The following is a 16,220-nucleotide window of genomic DNA, read 5'->3' as shown; positions in this document are numbered from 1 at the left end:
GAGACAGCGATCATGGCGAACAGCGATCCCGAACCGCGACGCGGTGACCAGGGCGCGCCGCCCTTCGCGGGCCGCAACGTCGAGCTCGAACGGCAGAACCCGGACCTCCTGGTTCCACCGACGACCGACAGCCGGCTGGTGCCCAACCTCAAGTTCTCGTTCTCGCAGGCGCACACCCGGGTGGAGAAGGGCGGCTGGACCCGCGAGGTCACCAGCCGAGACCTGCCGATCGCCAGTCAGTTGTCCGGTGTCCAGTTCGGTCTCGAGCCCGGCGCGTACCGGGAGATCCACTGGCACCAGCAGTCGGAGTGGGCGTACATGCTCAGCGGCAGCTGCCGGATCAGCGCCGTCGACCACGAGGGCCGCAACTTCATCGAGGACGTGAGGGCAGGCGATCTATGGTTCTTTCCGCAGGGCGTGCCGCACAACATCCAGGCGTTGGAGGACGGCGCGCAGTTCCTGCTGGTCTTCGACGACGGCGCGTTCTCGGAGAACAACACGTTCCTGCTCAGCGACTTCTTCGCACACACCCCTCGACACGTGCTGGCCAAGAACTTCGGCTGGACGCTGGAACAGATGGAGAACCTGCCCGAGCGGGAGAAGTACATCTTCCAGGGCGACGTCCCACCGCCCCTGCAACAGGACCGGGTGGTGAGCCCGACCGGTGACATCCCACGAAGCTTCAAGCACCGGATGCTCGCGCAGACCCCGCAGCGTTTCCGTGGCGGAACGGTCCGGATCACCGACTCGACCAACTTCGCCGCCTCCGTGACCACCGCCGCGGCCCTGGTGGAGGTCGAGCCGGGAGGGATGCGCGAGTTGCACTGGCATCCCACCACCGACGAGTGGCAGTACTACATCTCCGGCACCGGGCGGATGGGCGTCTTCGCCTCCCAGGCCGCGGCCCGGACGTTCGACTTCCAGGCCGGCGACGTGGGCTACGTTCCGTTCGCGTACGGCCACTACATCGAGAACACCGGCGACGAGCCACTGGTGTTCCTGGAGATGTTCCGTCATCCCCGCTTCGAGGACATCTCGGTGATGCAGTGGATGGCCAACACGCCCCACGAGGTCATCGCCGACACGATCAACGTGCAGAAGTCGATCGTCGACAGCCTGCCGAACACCAAACAGGTCGTGATCTGAGCCAGGCGACCGACCGGCCGTCGGTCGGAGGACGGCCGGCCGGTCCGGTGGATCAGCTCCTCGCGGGTGCCGGGGAGGTGGGAGCCGCAGCAGGTCGTCGGCGTCGAGACACCGCACCCACCACCACGTCGATGACGAGAAAGGCGAGCACTGGGAGCCCGAACAGGGGCAGCGCCCAGCCGATCGCCACGGTCACCGGTACGCCGATCAGCAGCGCCCAGAGCGGCAGGCCGCGTACGCCGCCGCGGGCTGGCGGGGAGCCGGCGATCGCGCGGCGGTCGACGCGGGTGGGTCGGCGTTGCCACCACATGCGGTAGCCCCAGAAGATGACGCAGAGCAGGCCGAGGGCGAGCGCGGCGAGCAGGATCTGGTTGACCAGGCCGAAGAGGATCCCCATGTGAGCCTGGATGCCGAGGCCGCTCAGTTTCGCCAGCAGGGGCCAGTCGGCGAAGTCGCTGCGGGCGGTGACCGTGTCCGAAGCCGGGTCGACGGCGATGCGGTCCTTCTTGACCGGCCAGGTGTTGTCGACCTGCGTGACGGTCCAGGCGGAGCCCGCCTCCGGCGCGGGAGTGATCTCGACCGGTCCGGAGAGGCCCGCATCGCGAGCGACAGCCAGGACCCGATCGAAGGCCGCCGACTCGACGACCCCGCCCGCTCCGGCGGCGCCGTGCTCGTGGCCCCCGCCGGTCTCGGCAGGGGCGGTGGGACCGGCGGTGAGGCTGGTGGAGATCTCCGGAGTGCGGGCGCTCAGCGCGTCGAGACCGGCGGCGAAGTTCGCGCCGGCGTAGCGGGACCAGGTCAGGCCGGTGACGGAGAGGAAGAGAAGTCCGACGGTGAGCCAGATGCCGGTGGTGGCGTGCCATCCCCGGGTACGGCGGACACCCTTACCGGTGGACAGGTCCGGCACGAGCAGGTGCCGCGCGGCGGCTCGGGCGGCGCCGCGTCGACGCCACCAGAGGATGACCCCGCCCAGCGCCATCACCCACAGCCAGCTCGCGGCCAGTTCGGAGTAGTGCTCGCCCACCGTTCCCAGGTGCAGGTGGCGGTGCAGGTCGTCCAGCCAGGTGGTGGCCGGTGTGGACCCGAACCAGGTGGTGAGCTGCCCCTGCGACTCGCCGGTGTACGGGTTGATGTAGACGGTGTGCTGGTTCTCGCCGAGCTCGGGCAGGGAGAACACCACTTTGGTGGTCCGGTCGCCGTCGCCGGGTTGCACTGTGGTGATGCTGCCGTCGGGGTGGGCGTTGCGCGCGGCCCCGATCTGCACGGCCAGCGGGAGTTGACGGTCACCCACCTGGGCGACGGTCAGCTGGTCGCCGTAGAGGATCGAGTCGAGTTGCGGGGTTGTGGTGTAGGCCAGGCCGGTCAGTGCGGCGACCACCAGGAACGGGGCGACGAGGATGCCGGCGTAGAAGTGCAGCCGCAGCAGCAGCGCGCCGAACGGCGACGTGCGCCGGGCGGGCCGGGCCGGTTGCTCAGTGGTCGTGGCGGGCTCCGGCGTCGGTGTGCCGGACAGTTCGGTGAGAGACATGGTGATCCGATCGGAAGAGTCGGGAAGCACCCGAGGCTGTTTCCCGTACTGGTCTGGTCGCCCGGTGAGGTGTCGCGTCGGCCCTGACTGGTAGTCGGGGGAGAGACGCCGGCGGTTCCCGAAGATCAGGTTTCCGCTGTCAGGGCTGGTCCGGCCGGACCGCGCGGCGCGGATCGCTGTCGGTCCGTCCGGCTGCGGCGAGGAACGCGTTGTAACGGGCGAGTTCGTCCTCCGCGCCGGTGGCGTCGGCCCGGTCTGCGGCCCGATCGAGGCGGCCCTGTTCACGCTGGTCGGCGCGGATCCACTGGCGAATCAGGACGATCATGACGACGACCGCGGGCAGCTCCCCGAACGCCCAGGCGATGCCGGCGCCGAGCTTCTGGTCGGCCAGCAGCGACGACGCCCAGCTGGGGTGCACGGCGAGGTACCAGTCGGGGGCGATGACGGTGGTCGTCTGCATGAGGACCAGGCCGAAGAAGCCGTGCGCCATCATCGACGCCAGGTGAATGATCACCAGCAGGGGATGGGGGAGGCGTCGACGGCCCGGGTCGACCCCGATGAGCACCCAGAACAGCAGATAGCCCGCGACCACGAAGTGGGTGAGCATCGCGAGGTGACCGAGGTGGGAGCGCATCAGCGCACCGAGCAGGTCGCTGAAGTACAGGCCGAACAGGCTGGCGGTGTAGATGCCCAGCGCGACGAGCGGATGGGTGAGCAGTTTCGTGAGCCGGCTGCGCACCGCGATCAGCAGCCACTCCCGGGCACCGCGTACACCCGGGTCGGTCGGTCGACGCAGGGTGCGGAGGGCGAGGGTGACCGGTGCGCCGCCGACCAGCAGGATCGGCACCAGCATCGACAGCACCATGTGCTGGGCCATGTGCGCGCTGAACAGCACGTACGCGTAGCGGGCGACACCGAGGTTGGTGCTCGCGGTGAGCAGCAGCAGCCCGCCCACCCAACTTGCCGTCCGGGCGACCGGCCAGCGGTGCCCGCCGACGCGCATCCGTCGCACCCCGGCCAGGTAACCGCCGATGCCGAGAGCGCAGAGGGTCAGGAAGAACATGTCCGGTAGCGGCTGCCCGAGCAGGTTGCCCGCAGTGGGTGCGATGGGCATCGGGAAGCCGAGCAGCTCGGTGATCGGGTCGGCGTCGGTGCCGGCCTCGGCGACCGGAGTGGGGCTGCGGGACAGCGCCACCGCCAGCCCCACGGTGGCGGCGAACACGATCAGTTCACCGGCGGCCAGTCGGCCGAACGCCCATCGCCTTCCGGCGCGCAACGCCGGCAGGGTGCGGGAGCGGTGTATCGCGCCGAGCGCGCCGAGGATAAGCAGGGCGGCGACCTTGCCGAGCACCAACCAGCCGTAGCGGGAGTGCCAGAGCTGGTCGACCGACCCGAGGCGGACGGCGGCGTTGGCCGCACCGCTGACCGTCACGGCGACGAAGCAGCCCAGGGCGAGGCGGCTGTACCGAGCGGCGGCGTCGGCCAGCAGCCGACTGCGTCGTACCACCAGCAGGGCGATGAGGGCGCCGATCCACACCGCGGCGGCGAGGATGTGCAGGGCCAGGCTGGTGACGGCGATCTGGTGGTTGCCGGCCCCGGCGGAGTGCCCGGTGAAGGCCGGGGGAAGAACCGCCACCAGGGCCAGGACCGCGGCGGTCGCGGCGAGCCCGCGGGACACCCCGAATCTGGCCAGCAGTGCCACGGCCAGGGCCAGTCCGGCCTGCACTGTGAGCGACTGGCCCTGCGAGATGGTGGTGGCGAAACTGACGACGGTCGCGGGCCCGAGCGTCGTCAGTGGTTGGCCGAGCAGGTCCGAGGCGGTCAGCGCCATCAGGGACAGCGCCGTCACCGACCAACCGAGCGCGGCGACACCGGCCCGCCGCAGCAGCAGGTAGCCGTGCGGCGAGACGCTGCGCCCGTCGCCGGGCAGCAGGAACGCGGCGGTCACCAGCATGCCGACGGTGACGGTGGCCAGACCGTCGGACAGCAGCCGGAACACGGGTAGGGCCCGGGTCGTGATCGGTCCCGCGTCGGGGAGGCCCGGAATCGCGGCCGTGAGCGCACCCCCGACCCGCAGGCCGAGCACCAACAGGGCGACCCCCGACGCGACGGCGACGACAGTGACCAACCAGCCGGATCCCGTGGAGCCCTTGTCCCGGGCGGCGGACGGGGTTGGACCGGTCGGGGTTACCGAGGCGGTGGTGACGGTGCGGGCACCGCTCGGGTCGTCGGTGGCGAACTGCTGTGGATCTGTGTCGGACACGTGTTGACCTTGCTTGGTGAGGTGATGGGGCGAGCCGACCGCACGGGGCGGGTCGGATCAGCGCCGGGCCGCCCGCCGCCACAGCAGCCCAGCCGTCGCCAGGACGAGGAGGGCCAGCACGGCAGCCGCGACGAGGACACCGGCGCTCGGCCCGCCGCTGGACTTCGCGGCAGCGGCGGACGTTGCGGGCGCTGACGCGCTGACGTTGGCAACCGGCGCGGCGCTGGACGTCGGATCGGCCACAGTGAACGGATAGGACCCCTGCACCGGGTGCCCGTCGACGGAGACGACCCGGTAGGCGACCGTGTACGTCCCGTTCGGCAGGGTGTCGGTCACCTGGATCGTGCTCTTCGCTCCGGTGACCACCGGTTCGCCGGTGGGAAGCTTCCGCTTGGCGGCGTCGGTGAGCACGATGGTGGTGAACGCCGGGTCGAGTCGTTGCATGAATTCGAGCGTGACCTCGGTCGGTGCGCTCGGCACTGTCGCGTCCCGAGCGGGCGTGGCCGTCTTGAGCGAGTTGTGCGCCCAGGCCGGGCTGCCCGGGATCAGCACCGCCACGAGGACGGCGAGCACCGCCGCGCCGAGCCGGACGGTGGTGGGGCGGGGCGACGGTACGGCCGTGACGGCTGGCGTGGTCATCCGAGCACCTGCTCGCCGATCCACCCGCCTGGTTGACATCCGGGCGGGATGGCGAAGACAGCGGACCCGATCGGCGTGGTCCACTCGTTGAGCAGGTCCCGGTCGGCCAGCCGGCGCTGGATGGGCAGGAACTGTCGGGCGATGTCGGCCTGGTACGAGGTGAAGATCAAGCCGCTGTCCGCCTGGCCCTCCGCCGTCGGCACCCCGTCGTAGTTGTAGGGCCGGCGCAGGATCTTCAACCGGTCGTCGGTGACGTGGGCGCGGGTCAGGTGAGAGAAGTCGGGGATGACGGTGAGGCCGTCGGCGTCGGTGGCGGCGAAGTCGGGTTCGTCGTGTTCGTCGGTGCCGGTGAGCGGGGCGCCGGTGTCGAGCCGTCGCCCGACGGCGAGTTCGCGGTCGGTCCGGCCGAGCAGGTCCCAGGTTTCCATGTTCATGCTGATCCGCCGGAGCACCACCGTGGTGCTGTCGCGCAGCCACGCCGGCCCGTCCGGGACCCAGAGGGCGGTGTCCATGGGCGCGCCGGGTCGGGGGTTGGCGGTGCCGTCGAGCTGACCGAACAGGTTGCGTTGGGTGTGGCCGCCCGGCTCGACACCGGGGCTGCGCCGGAAGCCCTGCTGAACCCACCGCACCGTGGCGAACGGTCGACTGTCCTTGATCAGGACCCGCTGGGCGTGGGCGACGGAGACGGCGTCGTCGGCGCAGATCTGCAGCAGCAGGTCACCACCGGACCAGGCCGGCTGAAGCCGGTCGATGCGGAACGACGGCAGGTCGCTGACCGATGCCGGCCGGCGGTCGTCGACGCCGGCCGCCCGGTAGAGGCCGGGCCCGAAGCCGAAGGTCACTGTCAACCGTGCGGGCAGCAGCCCGAGTTCGGCCTCGGTGTCGGCCAACGCAGGTCGGCCCTGGGTGAGCCGGGCGGCGTCGTCGGTGAGCAACCGCAACATCCGACCGAGCGCGGCCCGGTCGACGCCGGCCCGCAGGGTGAGCGCCACGAACGACGCGTGCGCCTGCGGTTCGGTGGCCACCCCGGCCTGTCGGGCGCCGTGGAACGGCTCGACCAGGCCGCCGACGGTCGCCACGGGCGTCGTGTCGGCGGCGGTCGCCGACGGCGGACCGGTCCTCCCCGCGCGGGTGGCGGTGATCGCGGCACCGCCGGCCAGGGCTCCGCCGGCGGCCAGTGCTCCGCCGGTGAGCAGGCCACGCCTGCTCACCGGCCGGACCTGTGGTGTCTGCGTCACGATGCCGGGCTCATGCTCATCTCCGGCGTGGCGCTCATACCGGTCGTCGGCTCGCCGTGCCCGGGGGCGTAGCTCTCCTGCGCGCCGGTGAACGGCTTGGCCATGGCGCGGAACTGCTGGGTCTTGCCGTCGGCGAAGGTCAGGGTGAAGGTCAACTCGTCGCCGGCCTGGACAGGTTTGGTCAGGTTCATCAGCATGAGGTGGTCGCCGCCGGGCTCCAGGGCGTGCGTGCTCTTGGCCTTGATCACGATGCCGCCCTGCTTCTGCCGCATGACCATCTTGCCGTCCTTCATGGCCATCTCGTGCAGCTCCATCGGCGACAGGGAGGTCGTGGCACTCGTCACCGTGACATCGGTGTCGCCGTCGTTGACCAGGGTCCCGAAGGCCGCCGTCATGCCCTTGTCGGCCGCCTTCACCCACGGGTCGCGAATGCCGAGCACACCAGCGTCCGGGTTGGCCGAGGCCGAGGCCGACGCGGGCGGGCCCGCCTGCGCTGTCGACGGAGAGTCGGACGAGCCGCAACCGGCGACGCCCACCGTCAGGATCGCGGCGGCGAGGATGGCTGCCGAGTGGCGGCGTGAAGCGTTCGGGCTGGTGGTGCGCATGTGTTCTTCCTCCGATGGTTGCTGCTGGGAGGTTGGTCGGCCGCAGCTCGGAGAAAGTTCCGGACTCACTGAACGTTGATCGTGAACTCCCCGGTGTGCACCTTGCCGGCGACCTGGAAGTCGAAGAAGGCCCGGTACCGCCCTGAACTCGGCGCGGTCAGCCAGAACTTGACGGTCCCGTCGACCAGCTCCTGCTCGGGGTGCACGTGCACGTAGCCGAGGTCACCCTCACGCACCACGACCAGGTGCCCGTACGCACCCAGGTACCGTTCCAGCTGCGCCGGTACGGTCGGGTCAGCGCTGATCTGGAAGTGCATCGGCGCCGTCACCCCCACCGTCGGGGTGCCGGTCATCGACACCGTGTACGGACCGGCCGTCGTCTGCGCCTGCGCTGGCGGCAGCGCGGTCGGGGTGTGCGCGCCGGGCACTGTGTGGTCGACGCCCAGCACGAGCGGGAGCGGCGTGCCGTTGGCAGCGGTGACGGAGAAGTCGGCGTAGACGCGGTAGCCGCCGGGTCGGGCCAGCGTCATCGGTACGCTCCAGGTGCCGTCGGGTGCCATCGTCGGGTGCAGGTGCTGGTAGCCGGTCAGGTCACGGCCCACGACGATCAGGTGCAACGGCTTGTCGTGGACGACCGCGAAGCGGGTCGCCGGCTGCCGGTCGGTGCCGACGATGCGGAATCGGTAGTCCGCGCGTACCCCGGCGGGTTGGGTTCGTTCCAACGGTTGCAGCGTGTACCCGCCGGCGCTGACGGTCGTCCCGGTGGCGAGCGTCTCGCCCGTTCCGCCGTCACCCCGGTGCGTGTGCGGTCCGGTGCCCGCCGGGTGTTGGTGTCCGTCGGCCGCGGACAGCGCCGCGCCGGAGTCGGTCGCACCGCCCGCCGGCTGCCGGGCGGTGTCGGTGGCCGGGCCCTCGTTGCCGCTGATGCGCGCCAACCCGAAACCGCCGAGCAGGGCCAGCACCAGTGCACCGACGAACAGTGCCAGGCTGGTGTTGCTCAGCCGGGACCCGGGCGTCGCCGTGGCGAGGTCCGGATCGGGCGACGCCCCGGAGTCGGCGGGTGGTTGGCTGTCCGACGTGGCGGGGGCTTTCGCGTCCTGATCGGTCGGACGTGGATCGACAGCGACGCCGGTCCGAGCGACGACGACCCCGGTGTCCTTACGCGCGGCCGGCACGGCGCTGGGTCGCCGCTTGCCGTCCGAGGTCTGCGTACCGCTGCCGGTCGCCGCGACGGTCCTGTCTGCGTCCGTCCTGCCACCGACCACTCTGCCGCCGCCAGTCTTGGCAACGGCGGGCTTGCTACCGGTGGCCTTGGCGCTGGCGATCTTGGTGCCGGCGGTCCTGGTCCCGGGACGGGTGCCGGCGCCGCGTCGACCGGATGTCGCCGGCGAGGTGCGGCCCCGGCCGGCGGTTCTGCCAGTGGGGGCCGTCCGCCGACGCCAGACGACGAACCCGGCCGCCGCGACCGCCACTGAGACCATGGCCAGGCCGACCCACGCGACCGCTCCGGGGCCGCTCTCGTCAGTCGATTCGGTCGGCGCAGCCGCTGCCGCGGACGGCGGAACCGCCGTCTCGGCCCCGACCGTCGGCACTGCTGACGCCTGCCCGGACGACCCGTGTTGCTCGGCGCTGGCCAACAGCGCCGGATCTGGCTGGGTCGACGGCGGGCTCCACCCCTTGGGCGCCGCCGTCACCGGTCCGTCGTAGCGGAACGTCAGGGTGCCGCGTACGGGGTCGCCGTCCGAGGCGACCGACAGGTAGCTCACCGAGTACTGGCCCTTGGCCGGCAGGTGCGCCACCGCCACCGTCGATGGGAACCCGGTCGTGTACTCACGTGGCTCGAACTTGCCGTTGACCAGGAAGTACTCGCGTACCGGCTTGTCGAGTGGCTTGGGCTCCCCATACGACCAGCCATTGTCGACACGGGTGCCGCCGGGGGCGGTGATGGTGAAGTACGCGTTCGCGGCGGCCTTCTCCGTGAAGAACAGCTGCACCGACGTCACCGGCTCGCGCACCGTGGCGCCTCCCGCTGGCGTGGACATGGCCAGGGTCCCGTGGGCTGCGGCGGGCTGAGCGGCCGCGAGGAGAGCGACCGCCGAGGCGAGGAGGAGCGCGAGGAGGCCCGAGACCGCCCGCCCAGGAATCTGAGGGTGACGACGCATCTGAATATCCTCACTGCGCTGAGACTTTTTACAAGAGGTGACGATCTTTTTCCTCGGATGGCAAAAGCTGGCCGGCGATGACGGCTGGTATCCGGGTGGTCGGCCGGGTCGGCCGAAAGTTCCGGCGGACACCGGTGCGGGTCAGCGAGGAAGCCGCCCGGTTGCCGATCCGGTCCGATAGCGTCCACGTGACGCCTCGATCACGGAGAGTGTGGATTGCCATGCGTGCTGCGGTGCTGCGGGAGTTCGACGTTCCGCTGACGGTCGAGGAGATCGGCGATCCCACCCCCGGGCCCGGCCAGGTGCTGGTACGGGTGGTCGCCAGCGGGGTCAACCCGCTCGACACGAAGATCCAGGCAGGTAGGGCCGCGCACGCGCGCGTCGAGCTACCCGCGGTGCTCGGCCTGGACCTTGCCGGTGTCGTCGCGGCGCTCGGCGCGGACGTGACCGGCTTCGAGCCGGGGGACGAGGTGTACGGGCTGTGCGGGGGCGTCGGCGACCTGCAGGGCTCGCTGGCCGAGTACGCCGCCGTGGACGCCCGGTTGCTGGCCCACAAGCCGAGGAGTCTCTCGATGCGGGAGGCCGCCGCGTTGCCACTGGCGGCGGTCACCTCCTGGGAGGGGCTGGTCGACCGGGCTGGGGTCCACGCCGGGCAGAAGGTGCTGGTGCACGGCGGTGCCGGCGGCGTCGGTCACGTGGGCGTGCAACTTGCCCAGGCGCGAGGCGCCGAGGCGTACGCCACCGGCGGGCCGGCGAGCATGCGGGTGATCGAGAGTCTGGGCGCCGTGCCGATCGACTACACCGCGAGCACTGTCGAGGAGTACGTCGAGAGGTACACCGGCGGTGAGGGGTTCGACATCGTCATGGACAACGTCGGCGGCGCGACGCTCGACGCGTCGTTCGCTGCGGTACGCGCCTACCACGGGCATGTCGTCAGCGCGCTGGGCTGGGGCTCACACTCGCTCGCTCCGCTGTCGTTCCGTGGCGCGACCTACTCCGGCGTGTTCACTCTGCTGCCGATGCTCACCGGGCGGGGCCGCGAACACCATGGCGTCATCCTGCGTGAGATCGCGACGCTGGCCGATGCCGGCGCGCTGCGCCCCCGACTGGACGGGCGTCGGTTCACGCTCGACACGGTCATGGACGCCCACCACCTGGTTGCCGGCGGCACCGCCGAGGGCAAGGTCGTGGTGGACGTCGCCGACTGAGCGGTGGCCTGCCCAGGTTCGGGTCACCGCGGGCCGGCGTCGCTACCGAAAGGCGGGCGGCGGTTGCGGCGAACCTCCCCGGCCGCCGGTCACGTACCGCGTTGAGCGGTATACCTCTGAGGCATAAATATTCCTCAGAGGCATACCGCTCGAAAGAGAGTGAGCCGCCCGACGGAGGCTCCCCATCCGGGTGCCGAACCCAGTGCCGAGTCTCCGACGGTATTCGGTCAGGACCGTGCCCCCGCTGTGGCGGCCAGGTCGACGATCCGGTCGCTCCAGCGGTCGAGCAGGGTCTGGTCGTGGGTGATGACCAGGACCCCGGCCTGCTGGGTCCGCTGGTAGTCGCGGATGACGGCGGCGACGTGCGCCTGGGTCGATGCGTCGAGCATCGCGGTGGCCTCGTCGCAGAGCAGGTAGTCGGGGCGGTGTACGAGGGCGCGGGCGAGGCAGGCGCGTTGCAGTTGCCCGTCGGACACCGCGTGGGGACGCCGGCTGCGCAGATCCGCTGTGAGGCCGACGAGGTCGGCAAGTTCGGCCACCCGTTCCCGGACTGCCGACTCGGGCGTGCGGGTGGCGCGCAGCGGTTCGGCGATCAGATCGGTGAGGCTCAGTCGAGGATCGGCGGCGGCGCGCGGGCTCTGGAAGAGGGCGGCGACGCGGGTCCGTAGGGCGACCGGCACGGCGTACCGGACGGCGCCGACAGCGGTGCCGTCGATGCTGACCCGACCTCGATCGGGGCGGTGCAGCAGTGCCAGGACCCGGACCAGTGTCGACTTTCCGCAGCCGGACGGCCCGCGCAGTCCGACCGTCTCTCCGCGGCCGATCCGCACTGTGACGCCGTCGAGGACGACCTGGCGGCCGTAGGAGACGCTCATCTCGTCGGCGAGCAGGTGGCGCGCGCTGGTCACGTGGTGGCTCCGGTGGGGATCGGGTGGTGGCAGGCCACGGTGCCGCCACCGGTGACCGGTGTCGGCTGTGGTCGGTCCGCGCAGGTGTCGGCGCGGCGTGGGCAGCGGGGCGCGAAGGCGCACCCGGGGGGCAGCGCGGTGAGCATCGGCGGGTTGCCCGGCACCGGCCGGAAGGCCCGGTCCGGCAGGGCGTCGAGCAGCGCCGAGGCGTACGGGTGGGCCGGCGCGGTGAAGATCTGGTGGGTGTCGCGGTGTTCCACGATACGACTGGCGTACATCACGGCGACGGTGTCGGCGACCCGGCGTGCGGCGGCCAGGTCATGCGTGATGAGCACGACGGCGGCGCCGTTGTCGCACCGGCGGCGCAGCAGGTCGAGGGTGTGGTCCACCAGCGGCCGGTCCAGCCCGGTGGTGGGCTCGTCGGCGATGAGCAGCGACGGGTCGGGCGCCAGTGCGAGCGCGGTGGCCAGACGCTGTGCCATGCCACCGGACAGCTCGTGAGGGTAGCGGTCCAGGTCCGTCGGGTCGAGCCCGACATCGACAGCGAGTTGGTCGGCGTCGGCGCGGTCGCGACCGTGCGCCCGCAGCGTCTCGGCGAGCAGTCGCCGTCCGGTGCGGACCGGGTTCAGGGCGGTGGCCGGGCTCTGCGGAACCAACCCGACCCGGCGCCCGCGCACCCGGCGGGCCAACTGGCGCTGGCCGCAGGTGACCAGGTCGACCGGGTCGGCGCCGGGGTGGTGCAGCACGGCGTGACCGGTGGTCGTGGCGTTGCCCGGCAGGAGGCCGAGCAGGGCGTGGGCCAGGACGGACTTGCCGCAGCCGGACTCGCCCACGACGGCCAGCAGTTCGCCGGGCCGCACGCTGAGGCTGAGATCGCTGACGGCGCGTACGCGCGCGTCGCGGAGCCGGAACTCGACGCCGAGGCCGTCGACGGCGAGCAGCGGCCGACTCGCGGCGGCGCGGGGCGACGCCCCGGTCGGAACGGATTCGGTGGTGGTCACAGGTGCAGCTCCGCTCTGACCCGGGGATCGAGACGGTCACGCCAGCGGGCGGCGAGGACCGCGATGGCGAGGGTGACGACGACGATGACCCCGCCCGGTGCCAGGCTGGCCCACCAGGCGCCGGTCAACAGCGACCCCTGGCCGTCGTTGATCATGTTGCCCAGCGAGGCGAGGTGCGGCGGCAGGCCGAGGCCGAGGAACGACAGGGCGGTCTCGTGCCACACCGCGTGCGGGATCATCAGGGTGGTCGCCAGGGCCAGCCGGGGCAGCACGTGCGGCAGCAGGTGCCGGGTGAGGACTCGGAGCCGGCCGGCTCCGCCGCTGATGGCGGCGTCGATGAACGGTCGGGTCCGGAGGCTCAACAACTCGGATCGGACGATGCGCGCGGTGGAGAGCCAGTGGGTGAGCCCGACGGAGGCGATCACGGCACCGAGGCTGGGACGCAGCATGGCGACGATGAAGATGCCCAGCAGCAGGTGCGGCATCGCGGCGATGGTGTCCACCATCCGCATCAGGATGCGGTCCACCCGGCCGCCGAGCGTGCCGGCGATCCCGCCCACCACGCCCCCGAGGACGGTGGCGACGACCGCGGCGACCGCGCCGACGAGCAGCGAGACCCGCAGCCCGTAGACGGCGCGGTGCGCCACGTCGCGGCCCAGGTCGTCGGTGCCGGCGAGGTGGGTCCAGGACGGCGCCAACCGGGTCTGGTCCAGCGCGACCGCGCTCTGGTCCAGCGGCCAGACCAGCGGAGCGAGCAGCGAGCCGGCAACGGCCACCAGCAGGACCAGGCCGGCCGCGACGGCACCGGTCCGGCCGGGCCGCAGCCGCAGCCGCGACCGGGCCACCCGGAGCAGCGGCGGTCGGGCAGCGACGTCAGCCATCGAGTCGTACCCTCGGGTCGGCGGCGGCGTAGGCGAGGTCGGTCGCGAGGTTCGCGGCCAGCACCACCGCGGTGGTGACCAGCGTGATCGCCGCCAGCAGCGGGAAGTCGCTGCCCAGCGCCGCGGCGACAGTGACCGCGCCGAGGCCCGGCAGCGAGAAGACCGTCTCGACCAGCACCGCCCCGCCGACCAGCTCGGGCAGGTGGGTGCCGACCAGGGTGAGGAACGGCAGCAGCGCGGTCCGCAGCGCGTGCCCGAACAGCACCGTCCGACCGGGCAACCCGCGCGCCCGCGCCGCGAGCACGTGGTCGTCGCGCATGCTCTCCGCTACCGCGTCCCGGACGAACAGCACGAACCACGGCGCCTGCGACACGGCCAGCACCCCGACCGGCAGGATCAGGTGGTGCGCCACATCGGACCAGGAGGTGCTGGTCGCGGTGACGTCGGTGAGCCCGCCCGCCGGCAACCAGCCCAGGGCCAGCGCGAACACGGCGATCGCGGCCAGGCCCAGCCAGAAGACCGGCATCGACTGCACCGCGTACGCGGCCGCCCGCAACGCGCTGTCGAACAAACCACCCCGCCGGTACGCCGCCAGCGCGCCCAGCAGCAGGCTCGCGACCAGGACCAGGACGAGGGCCGCACCGATCAGGAGCAGCGTCCAGCCGGCCCGCGCGGCGAGCACCGAGGCGACCGGCTCGTGGCGGCTGGTCGACCAACCCAGGTCGCCCTGGACCAGGTTGCCGATCCAACGCAGGTACTGCACCGGCAGGGGGTCGTCGACGCCCCAGTTCGCGCGTAGCTGGGCCAGGTTCTCCTCGCTGGCGGTGAAGGCCGCCGCGCCCGCGTACTGCTTCGCGGGGTCGACCGGCGAGGCGGCACCGAGGGCGAACATCCCGACGCTGGTCGCGGCGAGCACCGGCACGGCGACGAGGAGCCGACGCCGGACCACCGCACCGGCCCCGGCCAGTCGACCGGAGCGGGTCACGACCGCGTCCAGGTGTCAATGTTCCACCAGAGGCTGTTCGCCACCCCGTGCTCGTGCGCCTCGACCCGCGGCGCCACGCCCTGAACCGAGGACTTCAGCACGTAGGTGTGCCGCAGGTAGGTGAGGAACAGCCACGGCACGTCGGCGGCCAACTGCTTCTGGAACTGCGCGTACGCGGCCTTGCGAAGGGTGGGGTCGATCTGGTCGCGGCCCTCCTGCAGGGCCCGGTCGGTCACCTCGGAGCGGTACGAGCCGGGGTTGAAGTAGCCCTGCCCCGCGAACGTCGAGCCGAACAGCTTGTACGAGACGAAGTCCGGGTCGTACGGCGTGCCGTAGCCCATCAGCAGGGCGTCGGACTTCATCCGCGGGTCGATGGCGTCCCAGGTGAGCCCGGCCGGAGTGACAGCGATGCCGACCTTCTTCGCGTCGGCGGTGACGGCGAGGGCCAGGTCCTTGCGCAGCGTGTCGCTCGCCGGGTACATCAGCGTGAACCTGGCCGGTCGGCCGTCCTTGACACGTACCCCGTCGGGGCCGGTGGTCCAGCCGGCCGCGTCGAGCAGCGCTCCGGCCGCCGTCGGGTCGGCGGTCGGCTTGCCGATGATCGACGGGTCGGCGAACTCGGAGGTCGGCGGGATCGGCCCGAACGCCGGTTCGCCCGCGCCACCGAGGAGTCCGGTCACCATCGCGGCCCGGTCGACGGCCAGGTTGAGCGCCCGACGGACCGCCGGGTCGGCGAGGACCGCGTTGCCCGTCGGCAGCATCACGCCGCGGTAGTCGGCGGTCGGCACCCGCTGCACCCGGTACGTGGCGTCGGCGTCGAAACCGGAGGCCAGCTTCGGCGGCAGCTCGGCGGCGTCGAACTCGCCGGCGCGCATCCGCTGGGCGCGGACGTTGTCGTCGGCGACGAACGCGACCACCACCCGGTCGTTCTTCGGCCGGCCACCGAAGTAGCGCTCGTTGGCGGTGAGCACCAGGCGGTCGCCCGGCGTCCAGGAGTCGACCCGGTACGGCCCGGTCCCGATCGGCTTGCGGTTGAACCCGGCGGTGTTGATGTCCTGCCCGCTGAGCAGTTTCGCCGGCACGATGCCGAGGGTGAGCCGCTGCAGGAACGGCGCGTACGGGTGGCGCAGCCGGAACACGACAGTGGCCGCGTCGGGCGCTGTCACCGACTCCACCATGTCCAGATCGGAGCGGAGCGTCGAGTCGACAGTCGGATCCAGCACTGCCTGGTACGTGAAGACGACGTCCTGGGCGCTCAGTGCCGTGCCGTCGTGGAACTGCACGCCGTCGCGGAGCTTCGCGGTCACGGTGCGTCCATCGGGGGACAGCTCCGGCAGCGCCGTGGCCAGACCGGCGACGAGGCGGTTGTCGTCGTCCCGGCTGACGAGGCCGTCGAAGATCAGCGATGCGCCGTCGACGCCGTAGTTGAGCACCGGGTTCAACGCGTCCGGCTCGTCGGAGGTGGCGACGACCAGCGTCGCGCCGCCGGATGAGCCGTCGGGCGTTACCGGGGCCGAGCATCCGGCGAGGACGAGCATCCCCGCCGCCGCGGTCGACGCCACGAGGCGTCGGAAGGTCGGACGCATCCGGGTCACAGAGGGCTCCTGTGGTGTGGGGAGGATCGTTGGTCGGGTGGGCGCGGCGCCGCAACCGTTG

General features: G+C 71.9%; 13 protein-coding genes. 2 read left to right on the top strand and 11 right to left on the bottom strand.

Annotation, left to right across the window (positions count from 1 at the left end; translation table 11 throughout):
* The first annotated feature begins 12 nt into the window (after positions 1–12).
* Positions 13–1,146 (top strand): cupin domain-containing protein, encoded by a 1,134-nt coding sequence (locus tag ABTW72_RS01080; RefSeq protein WP_350852537.1) that lies wholly within the window; start codon positions 13–15, stop codon positions 1,144–1,146.
* A 52-nt stretch (positions 1,147–1,198) separates the two neighbouring features.
* Here the strand turns inward: ABTW72_RS01080 and ABTW72_RS01075 are convergent, their stop codons facing one another.
* The 6 genes from ABTW72_RS01075 to ABTW72_RS01050 all read right to left on the bottom strand — a co-directional run bounded on the left by ABTW72_RS01075 (position 1,199) and on the right by ABTW72_RS01050 (position 9,581).
* Positions 1,199–2,674 carry a PepSY-associated TM helix domain-containing protein gene (locus ABTW72_RS01075; RefSeq protein ID WP_350852534.1) on the bottom strand — a complete coding sequence of 492 codons (1,476 nt, stop codon included), beginning with the start codon at positions 2,672–2,674 and terminating at the stop codon, positions 1,199–1,201.
* Between the two features lie 139 nt (positions 2,675–2,813).
* Positions 2,814–4,937: a bifunctional copper resistance protein CopD/cytochrome c oxidase assembly protein gene (locus ABTW72_RS01070; protein ID WP_350852531.1), complete on the bottom strand. Its 2,124-nt coding sequence runs from the start codon at positions 4,935–4,937 to the stop codon at positions 2,814–2,816.
* 57 nt (positions 4,938–4,994) lie between these two features.
* Positions 4,995–5,576 carry a copper resistance CopC family protein gene (locus tag ABTW72_RS01065; RefSeq protein WP_350852529.1) on the bottom strand — a complete coding sequence of 194 codons (582 nt, stop codon included), beginning with the start codon at positions 5,574–5,576 and terminating at the stop codon, positions 4,995–4,997.
* Entirely contained in the window at positions 5,573–6,787 is a 1,215-nt protein-coding gene (locus ABTW72_RS01060) for a Dyp-type peroxidase (protein WP_350852526.1), read from the bottom strand. The genes ABTW72_RS01065 and ABTW72_RS01060 overlap by 4 nt, the downstream gene beginning before the upstream one ends.
* 23 nt (positions 6,788–6,810) lie before the next feature.
* Positions 6,811–7,419: a copper chaperone PCu(A)C gene (locus ABTW72_RS01055; RefSeq protein WP_350852523.1), complete on the bottom strand. Its 609-nt coding sequence runs from the start codon at positions 7,417–7,419 to the stop codon at positions 6,811–6,813.
* A gap of 65 nt (positions 7,420–7,484) precedes the next feature.
* Positions 7,485–9,581, bottom strand: coding sequence for a DUF8832 domain-containing protein (locus ABTW72_RS01050; RefSeq protein ID WP_350852520.1), 2,097 nt, complete (start codon positions 9,579–9,581; stop codon positions 7,485–7,487).
* Between the two features lie 221 nt (positions 9,582–9,802).
* Between ABTW72_RS01050 and ABTW72_RS01045 the strand changes: the two genes are divergently transcribed.
* Positions 9,803–10,789, top strand: a complete 987-nt coding sequence (locus ABTW72_RS01045) for a zinc-dependent alcohol dehydrogenase family protein (RefSeq protein WP_350852517.1) — start codon at positions 9,803–9,805, stop codon at positions 10,787–10,789.
* 227 nt (positions 10,790–11,016) lie between these two features.
* Here ABTW72_RS01045 and ABTW72_RS01040 read toward each other — a convergent pair whose 3' ends face one another.
* Genes ABTW72_RS01040 through ABTW72_RS01020 form a run of 5 tightly spaced genes read right to left on the bottom strand, consistent with a single transcriptional unit; the run spans position 11,017 to position 16,150 of the window.
* Entirely contained in the window at positions 11,017–11,697 is a 681-nt protein-coding gene (locus ABTW72_RS01040) for an ABC transporter ATP-binding protein (protein WP_350852515.1), read from the bottom strand.
* Positions 11,694–12,698: an ABC transporter ATP-binding protein gene (locus ABTW72_RS01035; protein ID WP_350852512.1), complete on the bottom strand. Its 1,005-nt coding sequence runs from the start codon at positions 12,696–12,698 to the stop codon at positions 11,694–11,696. The genes ABTW72_RS01040 and ABTW72_RS01035 overlap by 4 nt, the downstream gene beginning before the upstream one ends.
* Positions 12,695–13,579 carry an ABC transporter permease gene (locus ABTW72_RS01030; protein WP_350852509.1) on the bottom strand — a complete coding sequence of 295 codons (885 nt, stop codon included), beginning with the start codon at positions 13,577–13,579 and terminating at the stop codon, positions 12,695–12,697. The genes ABTW72_RS01035 and ABTW72_RS01030 overlap by 4 nt, the downstream gene beginning before the upstream one ends.
* Positions 13,572–14,564, bottom strand: coding sequence for an ABC transporter permease (locus ABTW72_RS01025; RefSeq protein WP_350852506.1), 993 nt, complete (start codon positions 14,562–14,564; stop codon positions 13,572–13,574). Before ABTW72_RS01025 ends, ABTW72_RS01030 begins: the two co-directional genes overlap by 8 nt.
* Positions 14,561–16,150 (bottom strand): ABC transporter substrate-binding protein, encoded by a 1,590-nt coding sequence (locus tag ABTW72_RS01020; RefSeq protein ID WP_350853921.1) that lies wholly within the window; start codon positions 16,148–16,150, stop codon positions 14,561–14,563. The genes ABTW72_RS01025 and ABTW72_RS01020 overlap by 4 nt, the downstream gene beginning before the upstream one ends.
* Positions 16,151–16,220: the final 70 nt, after the last annotated feature.

It is taken from the genome of Micromonospora sp. NPDC127501 (assembly GCF_040302185.1).
Lineage (GTDB): Bacteria > Actinomycetota > Actinomycetes > Mycobacteriales > Micromonosporaceae > Micromonospora.
The sequence above is the reverse complement of the archived record's forward strand: the minus strand, read 5'-3'. Positions and strand labels throughout refer to the sequence as shown.

What these genes read in the sequence shown, in the direction of transcription:
- ABTW72_RS01080 (WP_350852537.1), top strand. Translation starts at nt 13, where the DNA reads ATGGCGAACAGCGATCCCGAACCGCGACGCGGTGACCAGGGCGCGCCG.
- ABTW72_RS01075 (WP_350852534.1), bottom strand. Translation starts at nt 2,674, where the DNA reads ATGTCTCTCACCGAACTGTCCGGCACACCGACGCCGGAGCCCGCCACG.
- ABTW72_RS01065 (WP_350852529.1), bottom strand. Translation starts at nt 5,576, where the DNA reads ATGACCACGCCAGCCGTCACGGCCGTACCGTCGCCCCGCCCCACCACC.
- ABTW72_RS01055 (WP_350852523.1), bottom strand. Translation starts at nt 7,419, where the DNA reads ATGCGCACCACCAGCCCGAACGCTTCACGCCGCCACTCGGCAGCCATC.
- ABTW72_RS01050 (WP_350852520.1), bottom strand. Translation starts at nt 9,581, where the DNA reads ATGCGTCGTCACCCTCAGATTCCTGGGCGGGCGGTCTCGGGCCTCCTC.
- ABTW72_RS01045 (WP_350852517.1), top strand. Translation starts at nt 9,803, where the DNA reads ATGCGTGCTGCGGTGCTGCGGGAGTTCGACGTTCCGCTGACGGTCGAG.
- ABTW72_RS01030 (WP_350852509.1), bottom strand. Translation starts at nt 13,579, where the DNA reads ATGGCTGACGTCGCTGCCCGACCGCCGCTGCTCCGGGTGGCCCGGTCG.
- ABTW72_RS01020 (WP_350853921.1), bottom strand. Translation starts at nt 16,150, where the DNA reads ATGCGTCCGACCTTCCGACGCCTCGTGGCGTCGACCGCGGCGGCGGGG.